Raw genomic sequence first — 20,564 nt, 5'->3', positions numbered from 1 at the left:
CCCACCCGCCTGCCCGACGCAGATGACGACGTCCGCGCCGGACTCCTCGACGGCCGCGCGCAGCCGCGCGATGGCGTCGTGGAAGACCACCGGCAGCAGCGCCGTGGTCAGCGACACCCCTTCCGGCGGCGCGGCCTCGGCCAGCCGCACCGCCTGCCACGACGGGTTGACGGCGGAGCCGCCGAACGGCTCGAATCCGGTGAGCAGCACGCGCATCGGGGGATTTCCTCTCGGGCAGGGGGAAGGGGCTCATCCATGATGGCCCACGTGCGGGTCACGGCCGGCGAAGCAGGTTGTAAGTGTTGAACTGAACAAGGTCCTTACCTCAGGTTGGAATCATGCACCCCGGACACCGGCACGACCCCCTCGCCCTGACCGTCGTCTCCTCCCACCGCACCTCCGACGGCGTGGTGTGCTACCTCCGCTGCGCCTGCGGCGCGTGGGAGGTCCGCACCCCGGGAACGGTCGCCGCGATCCAGCCGCGGGGCCGGACCGTCGACTGATCGCGGCCTCCCGGCCTAGAGTCGGCACAACAGCACCTCTGGAGGACAGGCATGTCGAGCATCCCCGCCCTGTTACGCGACCGGATCGCGGCCACCCCCGACGCCGAGGCGTACCGCGTGCCCACCGACGACGGCTGGGAGTCGTTGACGTGGCGCGAGGTGGGCGAGCGCGTGCGCGGGCTGGCACTCGGCCTGGCGGCACTGGGAGCGGGCCCCGGCAGACGGGTGTCCATCCTGTGCTCGACCCGGCTGGAGTGGATCCTCGCCGACCTCGCCGTGCTGGCGACCGGCGCCGCCACGACGACGATCTACCCGTCCAACACGGCCGCCGAGGCGGCCTTCGTCATCACCGACTCCGGCAGCACGATCGTCGTCGCCGAGAACGACGAGCAGGTGGCCAAGCTGCGCTCGGTCCGGCAGGAGCTGTCCGGCGTCACGCAGGTGATCGTCGTCGACGGCTCCCCGGGAGACGACGACTGGGTGGTGCCGCTCGGCTCGGTGACCGGCGAGGGCGACTACGACGCCATGGTGGACGCCATCACCGAGGACGACCTCGCCACCCTGATCTACACCTCCGGCACCACCGGCCGGCCCAAGGGTGTGGAGCTCACCCACGACAACTGGCTGTACGCCGCCGACGCGGTCCGGCAGCTCGGTCTCATCTCCCCCGCCGACCTGCACTTCCTCTGGCTGCCGCTGTCGCACTCGTTCGGCAAGCTGCTGGAGGTCGTGATGATCGGCATCGGCGTGCCGACCGCGATCGACGGCCGGCTCGACAAGATCGCCGACAACCTGGGGGTGGTGCGGCCGACCATCATGGCCGCCGCGCCGCGCATCTTCGAGAAGATCCACAACACCGTGGCCGCGTCCATGCGGCGCGAGGGCGGCGCGAAGCTGCGCATCTTCGAGTGGGCGCGCAGGACCGGCATCCGGGTCAGCCGGGCCCGCCAGCGCGGCGCGAGCCTGCCGCTCACCACCCGCGCCGAGTACGCGCTGGCCGACCGGCTCGTCTTCGCCAAGCTGAGGGAGCGCTTCGGCGGCCGGGTCCGCTACTTCATCTCGGGCGCGGCCCCGCTCAACACCGACATCGCCGAGTTCTTCGACGCGGCCGGCCTGACGATCCTCGAAGGCTACGGCCTGACCGAGTCGTCGGCGGGCAGCTTCCTCAACCGGCCGGACTCGCCGCGCTTCGGCACGGTGGGCCCGCCGCTGCCCGGCACCGAGGTGCGCATCGCCGACGACGGCGAGATCCTCATCGGCGGGCGCGGGATCATGCGCGGCTACCACGGCCTGCCCGAGGAGACCGCGGCGGCGCTGGAGGACGGCTGGCTGCGCACGGGCGACATCGGCGAGTTGGACGAGGCCGGCCGGCTGCGCATCACCGACAGGAAGAAGGAGCTGATCAAGACCTCCGGCGGCAAGTACGTCGCGCCGACCCACCTGGAGGGCTCGATCAAGGCGGCCTGCCCGTACGTGTCGCACGTGTTCGTCCACGGCGACCGGCGCAACTACGTCACCGCCCTGGTCACGCTCGACATGGACGTGGTCGCGCCGTGGGCGGCGGCCGAGTCGCTGCCGGCCGACGCCGAGGCGCTGCGCGAGCACCCGCGCATGCGCGCGGAGATCCAGAAGGCGATCGACCAGGTCAACGCCGACCAGGCCAGCTACGCGACGGTGAAGAAGTTCGCGATCCTCGCCGAGGACTTCACCGTGGAGAGCGGCGAGCTGACCGCCAGCCTCAAGATCCGCCGCAAGATCGTCGAAGAGCGCCACGGCAAGACCCTGGACGGCTTCTACGACGGCTGAGCACGTCCCGGGGGCCGGTCACAGCACGCGATCGGCCCCCGGCAGCCGCCGGACCAGGAAGGCCAGCCCCCAGCACAGGGGCAGCGCCGGCACCAGCATGATCACGAACTTGACCGCGGCGGGCGCGGACAGCCAGCGCAGCGCCCAGCCGAGGCCGACCAGCACGAGCGGGTGGACGACGTAGACGGCGTAGGCGTGCCGGGACAGGAACCGGCCGCGCGGCCCCTGCCGGTTCCACCGCTCGCGGAACCACACGGTCAGGCCGATGATCATGCCGACCGCGAAGACCGACTGCCACACGCTCATCGCGGCCGGGGCCAGCGGCCCCGTGCCGAGCGCCACCGGCATGAGCGCCACCGTGGCGACCCCGGCCGCGCCGAAGCCCACGCGGGACGCGCGCACCGGCAGCGTCTCGAACCAGCCGCGCCGGTGGGCGACGCAGCCGAGCACGAACATGGCCGCGTACTGCGGCATGAAGTCCGGCGTCGGCAGCCCCAGCGCGTAGGTGCCGGTGGGCACCGGGATCCGCCACAGGATCGTGGCCGCCGCCAGCCCCAGCGTGAACAGCACGATCCAGCGCGGCCGCAGCGGGGCCGGGCGGGCGGGGAGCGGCGCGCGCAGCGCCCGCCAGCCGGCGTAGGCCAGCGCGAAGACGATCAGCACCTCGGCGAACCACATCGGGCCCGCGTCCAAGGTGTCGAGGTAGTGCTGCCAGTAGGGGACGTCCGGGTCCTGGAGGTAGTGGCCGAGCATTACCAGCGGTCGCAGCAGCACGACGTAGGCCAGCAGCGGGACGCCGAGCCGGAGCATCCGGTCGACGAGGAAGCGGCCCGCGCCCTTGCGGTCGTAGGAGCCGGGGGTGAACAAGCCGGAGATGAGAAAGAAGAACCCCATGAAGAACGCCTGGTTCACGACGAGCAGGACGTCCAGCAGGAAGCCCGAGGGGTCCTGGGCGGGCTCGCTGTAGTACCAGAGCGGGATGTGGGAGTAGGTGATGGCGGCGTGGTGGACGACCACCAGCGCGGTGAGCGCGACGCGTAAGTTGTCGAGGGAGAGGATCCTGGTGCCTGTGGTGCCGGTGGCCTCGGTCTTCATGTGACACATGCCCTTTCGAGGAGGTCGGCGAGCTGGCGGGCGTGCTCGTCCAGGTCGTGCTCGGGGTGCTCGACCCAGTAGGCGAACATCGCGTCCACCGCGGCGGAGTGGGTGACGGCCATCACCCGGACGTCGAAGTCGCGGAATTCCCCGGCGGCCTGGCCGGCGCGGTAGATGTTCTCCAGGCTCCGGTAGATCTCGTCGTTGGTCCTGATGCCGAAGCGGGGTCTGCCGTCGGCGTCGCGCAGGTTGCCGAAGATCTGGCCCAGCGCCTTGAGCCCCTTGCGCTGCCCCCGCATGTAGGCGGCGACGGACAGCACGTGCGTGCGCAGCAGCTCCCTGGGCGACTCGACGCCCTGCATCGCGGCCAGGACGTGGTCGGCGATGGCGGTGTAGGTGACCACGACGACCTCGGTCATCAGCTCCTCCTTGCCGGCGAAGTGGTAGGAGATGAGCCCCTTGCTGATGCCGGCCTGCCTGGCGATGCGCGCCAGGGACGCCTGGGCGAACCCGACGTCGGCGATCACGTCGATGGCCGCGGCGACGATCTGAGCCCTCCGTGCGTCCTCGATGAACGACCGCGATTTCTGACCAGTTGGCTCATTTTCTGACCGCATGGCCAAAATCTAGCACGCGCGGTCAGGAAACGCGTGTGCGGCGTTCAGATCAGGAGGTGGCGGGGCCGCCTTCGAGGGGGCGTGAACAGGGCCGCTTGAAGACCGAGAGGAGCCGGTCGGCGGCGAGCGCCGGGGTCAGCGAGCCGTCCAGGATCTGCCGCTCCACCTCGTCCTTGATGGCGGCCACCTCGGGGTCGTCGCGCAGCTCGGCCAGCAGCCGCTCGCGGACCATCGTCCACGTCCAGCCGACCTGCTGGGCCCGGCGCCTGGCGGCCAGGTCGATCGACTCCTGGTGCGCCACGACGTGCCGCCACAGCTTCTCCAGGCCGTCGCCGGTCAGGCCGCTGCAGGTCAGCACGGGCGGCGGGGTGCTGTCGGAGCGCAGCATGCGCAGCGCGCCGGCCAGCTCCCTGGCCGCCTTCTTGGCGGGCAGCTGGTACTCGCCGTCGGCCTTGTTGACCGCGATCACGTCGGCCAGCTCCAGCACGCCCTTCTTGATGCCCTGGAGCTGGTCGCCGGTACGGGCCAGGGTGAGCAGCAGGAACGTGTCCACCATGTCGGCCACGGCGGTCTCCGACTGGCCGACGCCGACGGTCTCGACGAGCACCACGTCGAACCCGGCCGCCTCCACCACGACCATCGCCTCCCGGGTGGCCTTGGCCACACCGCCCAGCGTCCCCGACGTGGGCGAGGGCCGGATGAAGGCCGCGGGATCAACGGACAGCCGGGACATACGGGTCTTGTCGCCGAGGATGCTGCCGCCCGTGCGGGTGGAGGACGGGTCCACGGCCAGGACGGCGACCTTGTGCCCCTCCCCGGTCAGCATCGTGCCGAACGCGTCGATGAACGTCGACTTGCCCACGCCCGGCACACCGGACACGCCGATCCTGCGGGCGTGGCCGGTGAGCGGGGTGAGCTCGACGAGCAGTCGCTGGGCAAGGGCCATGTGGTCGGGCCTGGTGGACTCGACCAGCGTGATCGCGCGGGCGATCCACGTACGCGAGCCCGCGCGGACGCCGTCGGCGTAATCCTCCAGCGAGTGCACGCCCCGCACCCCTTTCTCCCTCTTGGTCATCATGTCTTCTGACAGATGTTGACTTTGCCAGTATGGTGCTGGGGTTCCCGTCTCAGCCGTCACAGGAGTCACTCCCCTCATGCCCAACGTCGAACCGCTGCGCGCGGGCGACCCGGCTGCCGCCGGACCCTATCGGCTCGTCGGGCGGCTCGGCTCGGGCGGGCGCGGCGCCGGCTATCTCGGCCGGGGGCGCGACGGCAGGCCCGTCGCGGTCAAGCTGCTGCCCGAGGTCCTGGCCGACCGGGAGCGGCTGGTCAGGGAGCTGACCGTGGCGCGGCGGATGGAGCCGTCCTGCCTGGCGCGGGTGCTGGACGCGGCGACCGGCGAGCGGCCGTACGTGGTGCGCGAGTACGTGGACGGGCCCACCCTGGAGCAGGCCGCGCCCGCCCCGGCGGGCGAGCTGCCCCGGCTCGCCGTCGCGGTGGCGACCGGGCTGAACGCCCTGCACCAGGCGGGCATCGCACATCTGGCGCTCAAGCCGGCCAACGTGCTGCTGGGGCCTGGTGGGGCGCTGGTGGCGGACTACGGGATCGCGGGGGCGTACGGGGAGGTGGTGCGCGGGGCCGGGACGGCGGCGGATGGCACCGGGACAGCGAGGGCGGGCGGCGCCGGGGCGCCCGCGTACCTGTCGGGTGGCGGGGGGACGCCCGCGTGCCTGCCGGGTGGCGGTGGGGCGCCCGCCGGCCTGCCGGGCGGGGTCGGAACGCCTGCGAACCTGCCGGACGCCGTCGGAACGCCCGCGGACCTGCCGGACGGCGGGGGAACGCCCGCTTATCTGGCGCCCGAGCAAATCGCCGGGCTGCCGGGCGGCGCGCCGGCCGACGTGTTCGCCTGGGCTGCGATGATCGGGTTCGCCCCCACCGGGGTGCCACCCTTCGGGGACGGTCCCCCGGCCGAGATCGCCGAGCGGGTGCTGCGCGGCGAGCCACGACTGGACGGACTCCCCGCACCCTTGCGTGAGGTGGTGATCGCCTGCCTGGCCAAGGACCCGGCGGCCCGCCCGACCATGCGCGAGGTGCTCCTGCACCTCATCGGCACCGCCGCCCCCACACCGGACGACGACTTCGCCACCCCAGCCGCCACCCAGGAGTTCCGCCCCCCGAGCCTCCCCCTCCGAGCGCCCCACGCCTCTCCCCGGGACCGGCACCTGCCACATCCGGACCCACAGCTCCCGCGCCCGGCCACTCACGCCTCGCGCCCGGACCCGCATCTTTTGCATCCGGCTCCGCAGCACCCGCGCCAGGACCCACAGCCCCCGCTCCCGGACCAGCGCCTCCCCCATTCGGATCCACAGCTCTCTCGCCAGGACCCGGCGGCCCTGCTCCGGGGCCCGCAGTTCCCGGATCTGGGCCCACAGGCGCCGCTCCAGGACCCGCAGCTCCCGCATCCCGACCCGCAGTCCCCGCGTCCGGGGCCGCACGTTCCGTCCCCGGAGTCGGGCCTTCCGTCGCCGGCGGCGCGGGCGCGGGAGACCGGGACGCTCCTGGTGCGTCCCTTCGCGGCCTCCGCGCAGCCCGGTCAGGGGCGGGCGACCGCTCCCCCGCCCGACTGGACGGCGTTCCATCGCTTCGAGCAGCCGCGGGTCGAGGAGGGGCAGCGGTCGGCGTTCGTGAATGTCCTCGTCGCCGGCGACGCGCCGGCCACCCCCACGAGCAGGGGAAGGCGGGTCAGGATGGCGCTCATCACGACCGTCTCGGGCGTTCTCGTGCCGGTCCTGGCCGCCGCGATCGTCTGGCTCACCCCCACCGAGCCCCCGCGCCCCGGGCCTCCCGCCGCCCCGCCAGAAAGCAGCCGCGCCGCCGAGCCGAGCCCCGCCCGGCTCCAGGTCACCCGCCTGCGCCCGCACGGCACCGGCAACGACGGCTGCTGGACCCCCGGCGAGGTCACCGTACGGGCCCTGGCCGCCCGCACCGGCGGCCCGCTGACCATCCGCTACGCGTGGCTGGTCGACGGCACGCCCGCGGGCGCGACCGCCTCCACGCTCATCCCCGGGAACGGCCAGCGCTACCTGACCTCACCGCGGGCCCTGACGGCGGACCCGCCTCCGGAGGGCGCCACCCGCCGCGTCACGCTGCGCATCACGTCCCCGGTCGTCGTCCAGCGGTCGGTCACGCTCACGCTGTGCGCCGCCGGCTGAGCTGGTCGAGCAGGCCGAGCGCGGCGTCGGCGATCACCGTGCCCGGCGGGAAGATCGCGGACGCGCCCGCGGCACGCAGCTCGTCGTGGTCGCCGGGCGGGATGACGCCGCCGACCACGATCATGATGTCGCCGGCGTCGAGCCCGGCCAGCGCCTCGCGCAGCGCGGGCACCAGCGTCAGGTGCCCGGCGGCCAGCGAGGACACGCCGACCACGTGCACGTCGGCCTCCACGGCCTGCCGCGCGACCTCCTCCGGCGTCTGGAACAGCGGACCGACGTCCACGTCGAAACCGAGGTCGGCGAAGGCCGTCGCGATCACCTTCTGGCCGCGGTCGTGCCCGTCCTGTCCCATCTTGGCGACCAGGATGCGGGGCCGGCGCCCCTCGGCCCGCTCGAACTCGGCGCAGGCGCGGCGCGCGCGCTCGATGTTCTCGGCGGGGCCCGATTCGTCGCGATACACGCCTGAGATGGTACGGACCCGCTCGGCGTGCCGCCCGAACACCCGCTCCAGGGCCTCGGAGATCTCCCCCACCGTGGCCTTGGCGCGGGCGGCGTCCACGGACAGCTTGAGCAGGTTGTGCTCCAGCCCGGCCTGCGGGTTCCCGGCGGCCGCGGTGAGCGCGTCGAGTGCGCGCCGCACCTCGTCGGCGTCCCGCTCGGCCCGCAGCCTGGCCAGCTTCTCCAGTTGCCGGCCGCGGACCGCGCTGTTGTCCACCTTGAGCACGTCGATGACCTGGTCGTCGCCGGTCCGGTACTTGTTGACGCCGATGACCGGCTGCCGCCCGGAGTCGATGCGGGCCTGGGCGCGGGCCGCGGCCTCCTCGATGCGCAGCTTCGGCAGCCCGGCCTCGATGGCCCTGGCCATGCCGCCGGCCGCCTCGACCTCCTCGATGTGCTGCCACGCCCGCTCGGCGAGGTCGTGGGTGAGCCGTTCGACGTAGTAGGAGCCGCCCCACGGGTCGATGACGCGGGTGGTGCCCGACTCCTGCTGGAGCAGGAGCTGGGTGTTGCGGGCGATCCGCGCGGAGAAGTCGCTGGGCAGCGCCAGGGCCTCGTCCAGGGCGTTGGTGTGCAGCGACTGGGTGTGGCCCTGGGTCGCGGCCATCGCCTCGACGCACGTACGGGCCACGTTGTTGAACACGTCCTGCGCGGTGAGCGACCAGCCGGAGGTCTGGCTGTGTGTACGCAGGCTCAGCGACTTGGGGTCCTTGGCGCCCATGTCCCTGACGATGCGGCTCCACAGCAGACGGGCCGCGCGGAGCTTGGCGACCTCCATGAAGAAGTTCATGCCGATGCACCAGAAGAACGACAGCCGCGGCGCGAACCGGTCGACGTCCATTCCAGCGGCGACCCCGGCCCGCAGGTACTCCATGCCGTCGGCCAGCGTGTAGGCCAGCTCCAGGTCACAGGTGGCCCCGGCCTCCTGGATGTGGTAGCCGGAGATGCTGATCGAGTTGAACTTCGGCATCTTCTCGCTGGTGTAGGCGAAGATGTCGGAGATGATGCGCATCGAGGGGGCCGGCGGATAGATGTAGGTGTTGCGGACCATGAACTCCTTGAGGATGTCGTTCTGGATGGTCCCCGTGAGCTGCTCCGGCTTCACCCCCTGCTCCTCCGCGGCCACGATGTAGAGGGCCAGGATGGGCAGGACGGCGCCGTTCATGGTCATCGACACCGACATGCGGTCCAGCGGGATGCCGTCGAAGAGCTGGCGCATGTCGTAGATGGAGTCGATCGCCACCCCCGCCATGCCGACGTCGCCCGCCACCCGCGGGTGGTCGGAGTCGTAGCCACGGTGGGTGGCCAGGTCGAACGCGACCGACAATCCCTTCTGCCCGGCCGCCAGGTTGCGCCGGTAGAAGGCGTTGGAGTCCTCGGCCGTGGAGAAGCCCGCGTACTGGCGGACGGTCCACGGCTGGTTGACGTACATGGTCGGGTACGGCCCGCGCAGGTACGGCGCCGCGCCGGGATAGGTGCGCAGGAAGTCGAGCCCGTCGAGGTCGTCCGCCGTGTAGAGGGGCTTGACCGCGATGCCCTCCGGCGTCTCCCAGATCTCGCCGTCCGGCTCGGGCCGCCGTCCCGGCTCCTTGGCCAGGCCGTTGAGCGGTACGCCGGAGAAGTCCGGGATCATCGGGTCACCCCCAGGTCGTCATAGGTGGTGCGCAGCACATGCAAGGCGTCGCAGCCGGCGTGCACGGTGCCGTCCACGCCGTCGTACACGCCCTGGCCCGCGAGCCACACCCGCCTGGCCCCCGCCCGCCTGAGCGCGGCGGCCACGGGGGCGGCGTGCTCGGCGTACAGCCGGTCGCTGGAGCACAGGCAGGCGACGCGGGCGCCGCTGACGGCGAAGGCGGTGGCGATCTGCTCGGGGTCGGCGCCCGGCCCGGCGGTCTCGGTCGCGAAGCCGCCGGCCTGGAACAGGTTGGCGGCGAACGCGGCCCGCGCCGTGTGGGCGGCGACGGGCCCGATCGTGGCGAGGAACACCTTGGGCCGCTCCGGCAGTGACTCGGCGAGGTCGCGCAGCGCCTCGAACTCCTCGGCGTAGCGCGGCGTGGCGATGCCGTTCCCGCTCCTGCTCACGGGCCGCTCCCCGAGGTCGGGGTACTCGCTGACGCCGGTGATCGGGAAGCGGCGGCGGGCGACGTCGGCGGCGCGCCGCTCGCGGGTGACGGCCACGCGGGCCGCGATCAGCTCCTCTGCCGCGTCGGCGCCGCCGGCGGCCTCGATCTCCTGGAACCACGCCCACGCCCGCTCGGCCAGGTCGGCGGTGCGACGCTCGACGTACCAGGAGCCGCCCGCGGGGTCGAGCACGCGGGCCAGGTGCGCCTCCTCCAGCAGCAGGGCCTGGGTGTTGCGGGCGAGGCGGCGGGAGAAGCCGTCCGGCAGGCCGAGCGCGGCGTCGAACGGCTGCACGGTGACGGCGTCGGCCCCGCCGACCCCGGCGGCGAAGCAGGCGACGGTGGTGCGCAGCAGGTTCACGTACGGGTCGCGGACCGTCATCATGGCCGAGCTGGTGACCGCGTGCTGCCGCTGACCGCCGTGCTCGGGCGCGCCGCACACCTCGGCGACCCTGAACCACAGCCGCCGGGCGGCGCGCAGCTTGGCGATGGTGGCGAACTGGTCGTCGGTGGCGGCGTAGCGGAAGTCGATCTGCCCCAGCGCCTGCTCGACGGAGAGGCCGGCCCCGGTGAGCTCGCGCAGCTCGGCCACGCCGCGCGCGATCGAACAGCCCAACTCGTCGGCGTCGCCGCCGCCCGCGTCGTGCCAGCGGGTGGCGTCCACGGTGACGGCCCGCAGGCCGGGGAACTCGGCGGCGCACCGCACCGCCAGCTCCGCCCCGGCCGCGCCGGAGCCCCCCAGGTTGCCGGAGACCGCGACGCCCCGCTCGGCGGCCAGCGCGAGCAGCGCCTCGGCGGCCTCCCGGGTGCGCGGGCCCGCCTCCAGCACCACAGGGGCCAGGTCGAGCAGCACGTCCTTGAGCACGTCTGCCAGCGCCTCCGGCGGGATCGCGCCGTCGCCGACGACCAGCCACAGCGAGGTGACGCCGTTCTCCAGGTCGGCCAGCACCGCCTCGGGGTCGGGCGCGGCGTGCCGCTGCCGGACGTCCCAGCGGGGGACGGTGCGGGCGCCCCGCACGTACGGCGGCGCACCGGGCGACCCAGGGTCGCCGGGCAGGTCGTCCAGGTCGTAGAGGGGCGCGATCGTCAGCCCGTCGTAGGTGGGGGTGGACAGCGCCTCCTCGGGCGAGCCCGCCTCGATCCCGGACCTGCGCAGGACGGCCGACGCCAGCTCCCGCCAGTCGTCACGGGTCGTGGGCGTGAACCCCGCTGCGAGTTCCATGTCTCGGATAGTAGGCGGAACCGGTAGGAACCAGCACCCCAGGGGCCCCCGACACCCTGATCAGCTTTGCGGGGCCTCCCAGGTGAGCCGCCAGGTGAGCGGGCCGACCACGCCGTCGTCGGCGATGCCCTGCTGCCGCTGGAAGGCGAGGCAGGCGGCGCGCGAGGCCGGGCCGTAGGCGCCGTCGGCGTCGAGGTCGAAGCCGCGCTGCCGGATGCGACCCTGCCAGGTGCGTACGTCGTCACCCCGCATGACCGGCGGGTACGACAGCAGCCGCCCGGGGAACGGCGGCGCGACCGGCCCGGACGGAGGCGGCTCCGCTCCGCCCGAGGGCCGGGGCGCGCCCCGCCGCACCCAGGCGTACAAGGGCTCGCCGGGGCAGTCGGTGGAGTAGCCGTCGCGGTGCCCCTTGATCTCCTTGCCGGCGCCGCCGCGGGCGCGTACGTGCTCGACCGCGTCGAGGATGGCGTGCAGGATCAGGTCGGTGGGCTGCACGAGCCCGGTGTTGCCGACCAGGCCGAGCACGGCGTAGTGGCCGGCGTTGAGCCCGGGGCCGTTGGCGGCGGGCAGGTGGTGCAGGCCGCGCCCCTCGAACACCTTGCGGTGCGGGCAGGCCACGAAGGAGTAGCCGATGTCGACCCAGCCGTTGCCGTCCATGTGGTGGGTCTGGATGGAGCGCACCAGGGCCGCGCACGCGCCGTGGTCGCTCACGATGCCGGGATCGACCCTGCCGCCGGTGTAGTGGACCTTCACGCCTTTGGCGGAGTCGAGCTGTGAGTAGTCTCCGCGGGGGGCGCGGGCGTTCCAGTCGCGCCGTGACACCAGGTCGATGGCCAAGACGAACTCCGAGACTAGTGCGGGGGAATACTGAGCGTAACAAGGGATACGCGGACAGGTCCCGGAGTTGGCGGATTTGCCTAGGGCCGGATCACCCGGCTCTCCGTCACGATCGCGGTGATGAGGTCGTGCGGGGTGACGTCGAAGGCCGGGTTGATCGCGTCGGTGCCCTCCGGTGCGACCCGCACGCCCCTGACCGAGACGATCTCGCCGGGGCCGCGGTCCTCGATCTCGATGTGCTCGCCGGTCGGGGTGCCGGGGTCGATGGTGGACTCGGGCGCGACGACGTAGAACGGGACGCCGGCGCGTTCGGCGCCGAGCGCGAGGGCGTACGAGCCGATCTTGTTGGCGGTGTCGCCGTTGGCGGCGATGCGGTCGGCGCCGATGAGCACCGCGTCCACCCCGCCCCTGGCCAGCAGGTAGGGCCCCGCCGAGTCGGCGACGAGGCGGTGCGGCGCGCCCATCCCGGCCAGCTCCCAGGTGGTGAGCCTGGCCCCCTGCAGCAGCGGCCGGGTCTCCAGCGCGAGGACCTCGGCCAGCCGGCCACGCTCGTGCAGCGTACGGACGACGCCGAGCGCGGTGCCGTGCTCGACGGCGGCGAGCGCGCCGGTGTTGCACACGGTCATGATCCGCAGCCGGTCGCCCTCCAGCAGGTCGGCGCCGCGCTCCCCCATGGCCCGGCAGGCCGCGATGTCGTCGTCGCGCAGGCGCAGCGCGGCGGCGAGCACGGCCTCCCTGCCCTCGCCGAGGCGGGCGGCCGCGCGGTCGACGCCCCAGGCGAGGTTGACGGCGGTGGGGCGGGCGGCGCGCAGCCGGGCGATCAGCTCCGGGTCGCCGTCGGCGAGCACGACGCCGAGCGCGCCGGCCACGCCGAGGGCGGGCGCGCCGCGCACGGCGAGCCGGCGGATCGCGTCGACGAGCTCGTCCACGGTGTGGACGCGTAACGTCACGCACTGGTCGGGGAGCAGCGTCTGGTCGATCAGCTCGATCGCGCCGTCCACCCAGTCGATGGTCCTCACGGCACAAACGGTAACGGGTCGGGGCGATCCTGGAGTTCGGCCCTAGTGTTCGGCGAGGACGATGACGGCGTCGCCCTCGCCGAAGACGATCGGGTCGGACTTGCCCGGGTTGAGGACGATCCCGTAGTGCGGCGGGTCGTCGCGGCCCGCGCAGGAGCGGTAGCCGATGGCGGACTCGCCGCGACGCCGCGCGGCCTCGATCACGGTGGAGAACGTCACCTCCGTGCCGATCCTGACGTACGAGGAGGCGGGGCGGGGATAGATCTCCGAGCCGTGCGAGTCGAAGAGGCAGCCGAACACCTCGGCGAGGTGACGGTTCTCGGCGAGCTGGGCCAGGAGCAGGCCGATGACCGTGTCGCTGATGACGATGTCGTCGGCCTCGGTGACCTCGGCGAGAGTGCGGTTGTTCTCGTCGTGCATCTCGCTGACGATCGAGTAGTGCTCGCCGAGCGCGCTCTGCATGTCCCGGAGCTGCAGCAAGGTCATGAGCGTGCGCGTGTCCGCGTGATGCGGGTCGAACCGGTCGTCGGACAGGACGATGACGTGCTGGAACAGGCCGACGCCGAGCGACTCCAGCGCGAAGCGGTCGGTGGTGTCGCAGTCCTTGACGTTGACGGTGAGGTTGCGCAGCCCGGTCAGCCCGGCGCCGGCCCTCGGGTCGCCGGCGGCGATCTCCAGGACCGAGCCGGGCGCCACGTAGGCGTCGAGGAGACGGACGATCCGCTCGGCGCGGCCGTTCCAGTTGAGCAGCAGCGTGCGCTCGGGCGCGGGGGCCGGCCTCCCGGCGGGAGCGGCGATGGCGGACTCGTCCACGGACGGGCCGGCGGCGGCGAGACGTACGTGGGAGTCGTCGGCCGCGATGACGATGACCTGGTCGTCCGCGCCGATCACGGTGTCGCCGGGCGGGTTGAGCACGACGCCGGACGGGCGGCGCAGGCCGATCACGCAGGCGGTCTGGTAGGCGTGCAGCGCCTCCCCGTAGGTGACGCCGACGAGCTTCTTCGGGGTGCGCAGGTAGATCTCGCCGCCGTCGAAGTTCAGCAGGTCCATGCAGACCACGGACAGGCCGGACTGGCGGGAGGACTGCACGATGAGCCGGGCGGCGGTGTCGTCGGAGTCGACGAGGTGCACGTCGGGGCCGCCGGCCAGGCGGGCGGCGGCGAGGTTGCGGCCGGAGGTGAGCGCGGCGACCACCGGCGGGTGCGCGCCCTCGCGCTTGGCCAGCGCGAGCAGGATCTTGATGACGTGCGCGTCGGGGTCCTCGCCCTCGGGCGAGAGCACGACGACGCTCCGCGCGGCGGCGAGGTTCATGAGCGCGAGGTCGTGCGGCTCGGTGGGCTTGCCGGTGCGGCAGACCAGCCGGGTACGCCCGAGGTCACCGAGGTGCTCGCGAAGGTCCTCCTCCATGTCCAGCTTGTCGCGGTCGGCGAGGATCGCGACGGCCGACCGCTTCTGGCTGGCGTGCGCCTTGACCAGCTCGCCCACGATCGTGAACACCTGGTCCGACCAGCCGAGCACCACCGTGTGGCCGGACTCCACGATTCGCGAGCGCCCCCTGCGCAGGCGGTCCACCTTCTGCTTCAGCCCGTTGGACAGCAGGCCGACGAGCATGCTGACGATGAACAGGCCGCCGAGCGAGCCGGCGAACATCACCGCCATGTACGCGACCGAGCCCTTGTCGCTCGCCACCTTGCTCGGGGTGAGCGCGTGCATGAGCGTGATCCATAAGACCTCGCCCACGCGGCCCGTGCCGTCCGGTTCGCCCGGCGCCAGCCACAGCGCGAACCCGGTCACCGTCACGATGAGCGCCACCGACACGACGGCCAGCCACCCGATCAGCGAGGCGGTGCCCTTGGACATCGTGTTGTCGAACCAGTACCGCAGGCGCTCACGGACCGTGACCCTGGACATTTCCCCGTTACCTCCGTGTAAGGAGCTGTTTGACACGGGGCAACAAGGTACCTGGCGATCTTTCCCGACGCAGGAGGACCGGTAACGTATCCGCCATGGTGCACCCCCTCGCCCCGGACGACCCGGAATCGCTGGGCGGATACCGCCTGGCCGGGCGGCTCGGCGAGGGCGGGCAGGGCGTGGTCTACCTCGCGCATCCGGCCGGGGGCGGCGACCCGGTCGCGGTCAAACTGCTGAGCGCGGGCGACCGGGAGACGCGGGCCCGGCTGGCCCGCGAGCTCGACGCGCTGGAGGGCATCGCCTCCTTCTGCACGGCGCGGGTCCTCGACGCCTCCGTTGACGGGCCTCGGCCGTACGTGGTGAGCGAGTACGTGGACGGCCCCTCGCTGGCCGAGCGGGTGCGCGAACGCGGGCCGCTGCGCGGCGGCGAGCTCGAACGGCTGGTCGTCGGCACCGCCACCGCCCTGGCCGCCATCCACGCGGCGGGGATCGTGCACCGCGACTTCAAGCCCGGCAACGTCCTGCTGGGGCCGGACGGGCCGCGCGTGGTGGACTTCGGCATCGCGCGGGCGGAGGGCTCGGCGACGCTCACGTCCGGGATCATCGGGACGCCCGCCTACCTCGCGCCCGAACAGATCAACGGCACGCCCGCCTCGGCGGCCTCGGACGTGTTCGCGTGGGCGGCGTCGATGGTGTACGCGGGGACGGGGGTGAGCCCGTTCGGGGCCGACACCGTGCCGGCGGTGCTGCACCGGGTGCTGCACGCCGAGCCCGATCTGTCGGCGTTACCGGGGCGGCTGCGGGAGCTGCTCGCCGCTTGCCTGTCGAAGGAGCCGGGACGCCGGCCCACCGCACAACAACTGATGGTCGCCCTCGTCGCCCCAGGCCCCTCCCGCCCCTCGGTCCCTCCCGGCTCCCACCCTTCGGCCCCTCGCGGCGCCCTCCCCCCGGCCGCCCCTTCTGACGCCCCTCCCGTCGCTCGGCCCTCGGCTTCTCCCGGCGGCTCCGCGCCCGTGGGGGCGTCTCCGCGTCCGCAGGCCGACACCGTGCCGGGCCGTTCCCGGCCCCGGGGGCTGGTCATGGGCACGGTGGGCGTGGCTGCGGTCCTCGCGGCGTCCGCCGTCGTCGCCGTCGTCCTGCTGAACCGGCCTCCCGACCGCCTCACCGACACCGGCCGTTCCCCGTCGGCCGCCCCGCCCGCCACCACATCCCCCGTCGACCCCGCCACCCCGGGCTCCGGCAGCGGCACCAGCGCCCCCTCCCGCCCCGCCGCCGCCCCGAAGATCCCGGCCGCCTTCGCGGGCCACTGGTCCGGCCACACCACCAGCACCAACCCCTTGGACGGCGACGGCGCCGACAACGAGGTACGCATGAAGAAGGGCGAGTCCACCGCCGAATGGCGCGAGGACAACAACGGGGGCAAGTGCAAGGGCACGATCACCCTCACCCAGGTCGAGGACACCCGGCTCACCTTCTCGCTCGGCGCGAACGAGGGCGGTTGCATCGCCGGCACCATCTGGCTCGACCTGCGCTCCGACGGCACGCTCGGCTACACCTGGCGCGACGAGCCGGGCCTCGGCCTCGTCACGCAGACCGGTTCGCTCAGCAAGAACTAACCAGATCGGCAGGCAAAAACCTTCGACATTTGAGCCCGGCTGACTAGATCATGGACGCTATGTCTGTGATTAAGGAGGTGCCGTTCCCCAGCCCGGAGTCTTCGGAGCTTCCGATGAACATCTGGATCGACGACGCCGACTCCGCCATCGACGTGATCGACGCCCTGGCGCTGTCGCCGTTCGCGACGGGCGCCCAGCCGTGGTCCCGGCTGGCGAACCTGGAGCGCGTGCGTTCCGATGCGCCGCTCGCCCCCAAGGGCGGCCGGGTGCTGCGTACGGCGCGGGTCGAGGACGGCACGGAGTCGCGGCTCATCTGCGGCGACGGCTGGACGCTGCGCGTGGTGCGCCACCGCAACCGCACGGCCACGGTCAGCGTCACGGCGATCGACGAGGAGCTGGCCAAGTCGGTGCTGCGCGAGAGCATCGAAGGCGCCGAGGAGGCCGTGCCCGAGGCCGACCACGTCGACATGGGCTTCTGGTGGCGGGGCACGCACGGGGGCACGCGTTCGGAGAAGCCGATCACCGCCCAGCCCTGGCCGGAGATCAGCCAGAACTACTCGGGCAAGGTGCGTCCCGCCCTCGACCGGCTGATGTCGATCACCCCGGCCGACGTCAACGGCCGGCTCATCCTGCTGCACGGCCAGCCCGGCACCGGCAAGACCACGCTGCTGCGCACGCTCGCCAAGCAGTGGCGCGAGTGGTGCCAGGTCGACTGCGTGCTCGACCCGGAGCGCCTGTTCAACGAGCCCGGCTACCTCATGGAGGTGGCGGTCGGCTACGACACCGACGAGGACGCGCAGCGCTGGCGGCTGCTCGTCCTGGAGGACTGCGACGAGCTGATCAGCTCGGGCGCGAAGGCGCAGGCGGGTCAGGGCCTGTCGCGGCTGCTCAACCTGACCGACGGCCTGCTCGGCCAAGGCCGGGACGTGCTGGTGGCCATCACCACCAACGAGGACCTCGCCCGGCTCCACCCGGCCGTCGTCCGTCCGGGGCGGTGCCTGACCCAGCTGGAGGTCGGGCCGCTGAGCAGGGACGAGGCCGTCGCCTGGCTCGGCAGGTCCGACGGCGTGGGCCCGTCGGGGGCGACCCTGGCGGAGCTGTACGCGCTGCGCGCCGGCCGCGAGTTCACCCCCGCCCAGGGCGACGAGTCCACCGGCCTCTACCTCTGAGCTCCGGCACACCGGCTCACGTCAGATGGGTGTGGAGCCGCCGCGCCTCGCGTACGAAGTTGTTCGACGCCCGGCGCGCGGCGGCCTCCGCGACGCGCGGCACCGCCCCGCGCGCCCCGGCCCATCGTGCCGCGCGCAGGGCGAACGTGAGCACCTGCGCGTGCCGCGCGGCCGGCCGCTCCTCCGGCCCCGGCAGGAACGTCTCCAGCAACCCGGTCACGACCTCCCACACCTGCCGGTGCGCGCCCAGCGCCGCCGCGGCCTCCAGCGTCTCCAGCGCGGGACCCGGCTTGCACCAGCCCCGGCGCAGCAGCCGGCCGAGCTGCCGCCCGAGCCCGGCCCCGTCCAGCTCGCCCCGCGCCGCCAGCTCCACCACCGGCCGGGCCCGCCGCTCCGGGGCGCCGTCCCGTACCCGGTCCGCGGCGACGTGGGCCAGCACGAGCGCGACGCCCTCCCCCGGCGGCCCGCCGGCCGCCGCGAGCGCCAGCGCCTCACCCGGCCCGACGCGCTCGCGAGCGCGCAGGTGGGGCAGGTAGTGCTGCGCGACCACCTCCCGGTCCGACGGCATGACGTACGGCCACCACGACAGGCAGCCGCCGTGCTCCTCGCCCGGATGCGGCCCGGGGCCGGCGAACAGCAGGTCGATCAGCGGCAGCCCGGTGGCGGCGGCTTGGACGCGCGGCACGAGAGCGCCCGACCCCTCGTCCGGCCAGTCGATCGTGGTCAACGGCTCGGGGCGGGCGCTGTCCATCCAGTGGGCCGCCGCGCGTCCTGCCGCTGAGGTGAGCACGCCGGCCCTGGCCACCACCTCGGGCGATACGGCACGGGGCAACCGGAGCAGCGCCTGCTGCAGATCGGCGGGCATGGCCTGAACGCCCGCGCGCTCGTACGACTCCAACCGGGCGACCAGCTCGGCGGGATCGAGGTGACCGGTCGGCTCGGTGGGCTCGGCCAGCAGGAACGGCGGCAACGTCCCCTCACGCAGCCCTTCGCGCACCTCGGCCCAGCGGCGCAGCAGGAACAGGTGGGGCGCGGGCAGACGGGACCTCCCGGCGAGTGAGCTCACGCCCCCGTCCAGGGATTCCCCGGCAAGCCCCTGCGAGGGGTCTTCCGGCCGGTCCATGAGCTGGTCCACGGGCTCGTCCGCAGGCCAATCAGCAGGCCCGCCCGTACGGCGTTCCACGGACTCGCCCGCAAGCCGATCCACGGGCGGGGCCGCAGGCCGGTCGGCCGGCCCCTCCGCTATGAGGGCGGCGATCGCCTCCGAGTACGCCTCGATCTCGTGGCGAGGGCCGCCGGTTCCCGCCCTCCGGGTGGTGCGTCCGGCCAGAGCTGTTGCGAGGCCGCCGGGGTCCTCGCCGTGGAGCCGTACGACGGCCGCCAGCCACCGTTCCATGGCCTGCCAGTCGTCCCGATGAGGGAGCTCCGCGAGGTCGGCGGCGGCTCGGGGCGCGGGCGGCAGTGGCGCGAGAGGCCGGGGGGCGGGCAGCGGGACGGGGACGAAACCGTCGTGCTCGCGCCGCACCCCCGCGTGCGCGTCGCCGCCGAACGCCGCCGCCAGGGTCTCCGCGAGGTCCCGGGGCAGCACCCTGGCTCCGGCCCGGACGGTAGCGACGCCCTCGGGCCCGAACTGCCCGGCGTGCGTGACCGCGAGCCGTACCGCACGCCCTTGCACGTCGGCCGACGGGCAGCGGAAGGCGTCCGCCAGCGCGGGCGCGAACGCGTCCAGCCCGGCGTGCCGGTCGCGCGCGTACTCGTCGAGCCAGGCGAGCCCGGCCGTCACCAGCCGGCGTTCCGGGCGGGGCAGCAGCGCCCGCACCGCCTCCCCCACGTCCTCCGGCCCCAGCTCGGCGAGCCGTCGCAGGTGGCGCAGCGCCAGGTCGGCGACCGAGCCCGGCGCGGCGGGAAGCAGGCGCAGGTAGGCGGGGGCGCGCTCGCGCACCTCGTCGTACGTGGGCTCCAATCGCTCGTGCAGGCGGGCGAAGAAGCGCAGGCCGACCACGGGGCCGCCGCGCAGGAACCGGCGTACGCAGCCGTCGAGCAGCAGCTCACGGTCGATGGCCCCCGCGCCGGCCAGTGTCGTGAGCGCGTCGAGCCAGGCGCCGGAACGGTCACCGCTTTCGTCGCGCAGCGCCCTGCCGACGCCCTCCGCCTCGAACAGCCGGGGCAGCAGGTGGCCGAGCAGCGGGTCGCGGCTCAGCCCGACGGCGGTGGGCGGCCGCGCGGCCCACTCGACCACGAGGGGGTCGTGCTCGGGCGGGGTGACGCCGGTGTGGCGCAGCATGGCCAGCGCGAGGGCGCCCGCGTCGCCGGAGCGAAGGTGGGCGCCCCGGATGCGTCCGGGGAGCTTGAGTGCGGCGCGGGTGGCGAAGTCGGCCTGCCAGGCGGGCGGGCGGGTCGACAGGACGCGTACCAGGATGGGGGTGGCGTCGGGGGCCTCGTGGCGGCGGTAATGGAAGTCGCGGCGGTTGAGCCAGGCGACGGTGGCGGCGGCGCCGGAGATGGTGCCCGCGCCGGCGACGCGCATGGGGTCGATCCATGCTTCGTCGCCGGGTGCGGCGCTGCCCCGTACGACGGGGAGATGCGCCGGCAGTGCGGCGGCCACCGCCTTACGTCCTGCCGCGTCCAGGCTCAGGATGTGGTCGGCGACAAGCCCCGGATCCCCACTGTCGATCGCCACCACCGCCCCCGCCCACGCCCCTTTCCGGGCAAGGTCCCCAGGAAAAGAGGGGGCCGGGGTGACAGGACTCGGGGCAGGAGCCTCATCAAGCCCCTCCGCCCGGGCAAGGTCCCCGGAGAGAGAAGTGCCCGGAGTGGGATGCCCGAGGGCGGGGCTCGGAGCAGGAGCCCCACCCGCCCGAGCGACGTTCCCAGGAGGAGGAGCGGGGAGCCCGGGAGCTCGCTCAGGCCCATCCGCCTCCCCACCCACCCGGACAAGG

General features: G+C 73.6%; 14 protein-coding genes and 1 pseudogene. 5 read left to right on the top strand and 10 right to left on the bottom strand.

What is annotated here, in order from left to right; all coding sequences use genetic code 11:
* Window positions 1-216 (bottom strand): annotated as a pseudogene (locus ACBR40_RS46585) (pyroglutamyl-peptidase I); the annotation flags it as partial.
* A gap of 122 nt (window positions 217-338) precedes the next feature.
* Between ACBR40_RS46585 and ACBR40_RS46580 the strand changes: the two are divergent.
* Together ACBR40_RS46580 and ACBR40_RS46575 are read left to right on the top strand one after the other, a co-directional pair.
* Entirely contained in the window at window positions 339-503 is a 165-nt protein-coding gene (locus tag ACBR40_RS46580) for a hypothetical protein (protein ID WP_344205762.1), read from the top strand.
* A gap of 51 nt (window positions 504-554) precedes the next feature.
* Window positions 555-2,309 carry a long-chain fatty acid--CoA ligase gene (locus tag ACBR40_RS46575; RefSeq protein ID WP_371252902.1) on the top strand — a complete coding sequence of 585 codons (1,755 nt, stop codon included), beginning with the start codon at window positions 555-557 and terminating at the stop codon, window positions 2,307-2,309.
* Window positions 2,310-2,327: 18 nt separating this feature from the next.
* Here ACBR40_RS46575 and ACBR40_RS46570 read toward each other — a convergent pair whose 3' ends face one another.
* From ACBR40_RS46570 to meaB, 3 genes are read right to left on the bottom strand one after another with little or no spacing between them, the layout of a single operon-like run.
* Complete coding sequence (locus ACBR40_RS46570) at window positions 2,328-3,404, bottom strand: acyltransferase (RefSeq protein ID WP_371252901.1); 1,077 nt, start codon at window positions 3,402-3,404, stop codon at window positions 2,328-2,330.
* Window positions 3,401-4,021 carry a TetR/AcrR family transcriptional regulator gene (locus ACBR40_RS46565; RefSeq protein WP_344205759.1) on the bottom strand — a complete coding sequence of 207 codons (621 nt, stop codon included), beginning with the start codon at window positions 4,019-4,021 and terminating at the stop codon, window positions 3,401-3,403. The genes ACBR40_RS46570 and ACBR40_RS46565 overlap by 4 nt, the downstream gene beginning before the upstream one ends.
* A gap of 49 nt (window positions 4,022-4,070) precedes the next feature.
* Window positions 4,071-5,099 (bottom strand): methylmalonyl Co-A mutase-associated GTPase MeaB, encoded by a 1,029-nt coding sequence (gene meaB / locus ACBR40_RS46560; protein WP_344205757.1) that lies wholly within the window; start codon window positions 5,097-5,099, stop codon window positions 4,071-4,073.
* A gap of 76 nt (window positions 5,100-5,175) precedes the next feature.
* Between meaB and ACBR40_RS46555 the strand changes: the two genes are divergently transcribed.
* Window positions 5,176-7,233 carry a protein kinase gene (locus tag ACBR40_RS46555; RefSeq protein ID WP_371252900.1) on the top strand — a complete coding sequence of 686 codons (2,058 nt, stop codon included), beginning with the start codon at window positions 5,176-5,178 and terminating at the stop codon, window positions 7,231-7,233.
* Here the strand turns inward: ACBR40_RS46555 and scpA are convergent.
* The 5 genes from scpA to ACBR40_RS46530 form a co-directional block, all read right to left on the bottom strand.
* On the bottom strand, window positions 7,211-9,364 hold the full coding sequence (gene scpA, locus ACBR40_RS46550; RefSeq protein ID WP_371252899.1) for a methylmalonyl-CoA mutase: 2,154 nt from the start codon (window positions 9,362-9,364) through the stop codon (window positions 7,211-7,213). The two genes, ACBR40_RS46555 and scpA, sit on opposite strands and share 23 nt — an antisense overlap.
* Complete coding sequence (locus tag ACBR40_RS46545) at window positions 9,361-11,073, bottom strand: methylmalonyl-CoA mutase subunit beta (protein ID WP_371252898.1); 1,713 nt, start codon at window positions 11,071-11,073, stop codon at window positions 9,361-9,363. The genes scpA and ACBR40_RS46545 overlap by 4 nt, the downstream gene beginning before the upstream one ends.
* 60 nt (window positions 11,074-11,133) lie before the next feature.
* Window positions 11,134-11,910, bottom strand: coding sequence for an N-acetylmuramoyl-L-alanine amidase (locus tag ACBR40_RS46540; RefSeq protein WP_364445174.1), 777 nt, complete (start codon window positions 11,908-11,910; stop codon window positions 11,134-11,136).
* Between the two features lie 80 nt (window positions 11,911-11,990).
* A complete protein-coding gene (gene mtnA / locus ACBR40_RS46535) occupies window positions 11,991-12,929 on the bottom strand; it encodes an S-methyl-5-thioribose-1-phosphate isomerase (RefSeq protein ID WP_364445175.1) in 939 nt (312 codons plus the stop codon).
* 42 nt (window positions 12,930-12,971) lie between these two features.
* Window positions 12,972-14,840 (bottom strand): potassium transporter TrkA, encoded by a 1,869-nt coding sequence (locus ACBR40_RS46530; protein WP_371252897.1) that lies wholly within the window; start codon window positions 14,838-14,840, stop codon window positions 12,972-12,974.
* Between the two features lie 95 nt (window positions 14,841-14,935).
* Between ACBR40_RS46530 and ACBR40_RS46525 the strand changes: the two genes are divergently transcribed.
* Together ACBR40_RS46525 and ACBR40_RS46520 are read left to right on the top strand one after the other, a co-directional pair.
* Window positions 14,936-16,456 (top strand): protein kinase, encoded by a 1,521-nt coding sequence (locus ACBR40_RS46525; RefSeq protein WP_371252896.1) that lies wholly within the window; start codon window positions 14,936-14,938, stop codon window positions 16,454-16,456.
* Between the two features lie 59 nt (window positions 16,457-16,515).
* The gene (locus tag ACBR40_RS46520) at window positions 16,516-17,625 is read left to right on the top strand and encodes a DUF5925 domain-containing protein (RefSeq protein WP_091075230.1); all 1,110 of its coding nucleotides are present in this window, start codon (window positions 16,516-16,518) and stop codon (window positions 17,623-17,625) included.
* A 16-nt stretch (window positions 17,626-17,641) separates the two neighbouring features.
* Here ACBR40_RS46520 and ACBR40_RS46515 read toward each other — a convergent pair whose 3' ends face one another.
* Window positions 17,642-20,305, bottom strand: coding sequence for a DUF6493 family protein (locus ACBR40_RS46515; RefSeq protein ID WP_371252895.1), 2,664 nt, complete (start codon window positions 20,303-20,305; stop codon window positions 17,642-17,644).
* Window positions 20,306-20,564 lie beyond the last annotated feature (259 nt).

This window comes from Nonomuraea sp. AD125B, from assembly GCF_041402765.1.
GTDB lineage: Bacteria > Actinomycetota > Actinomycetes > Streptosporangiales > Streptosporangiaceae > Nonomuraea > Nonomuraea bangladeshensis.
This window is presented reverse-complemented; position numbering and strand designations above follow the sequence as displayed.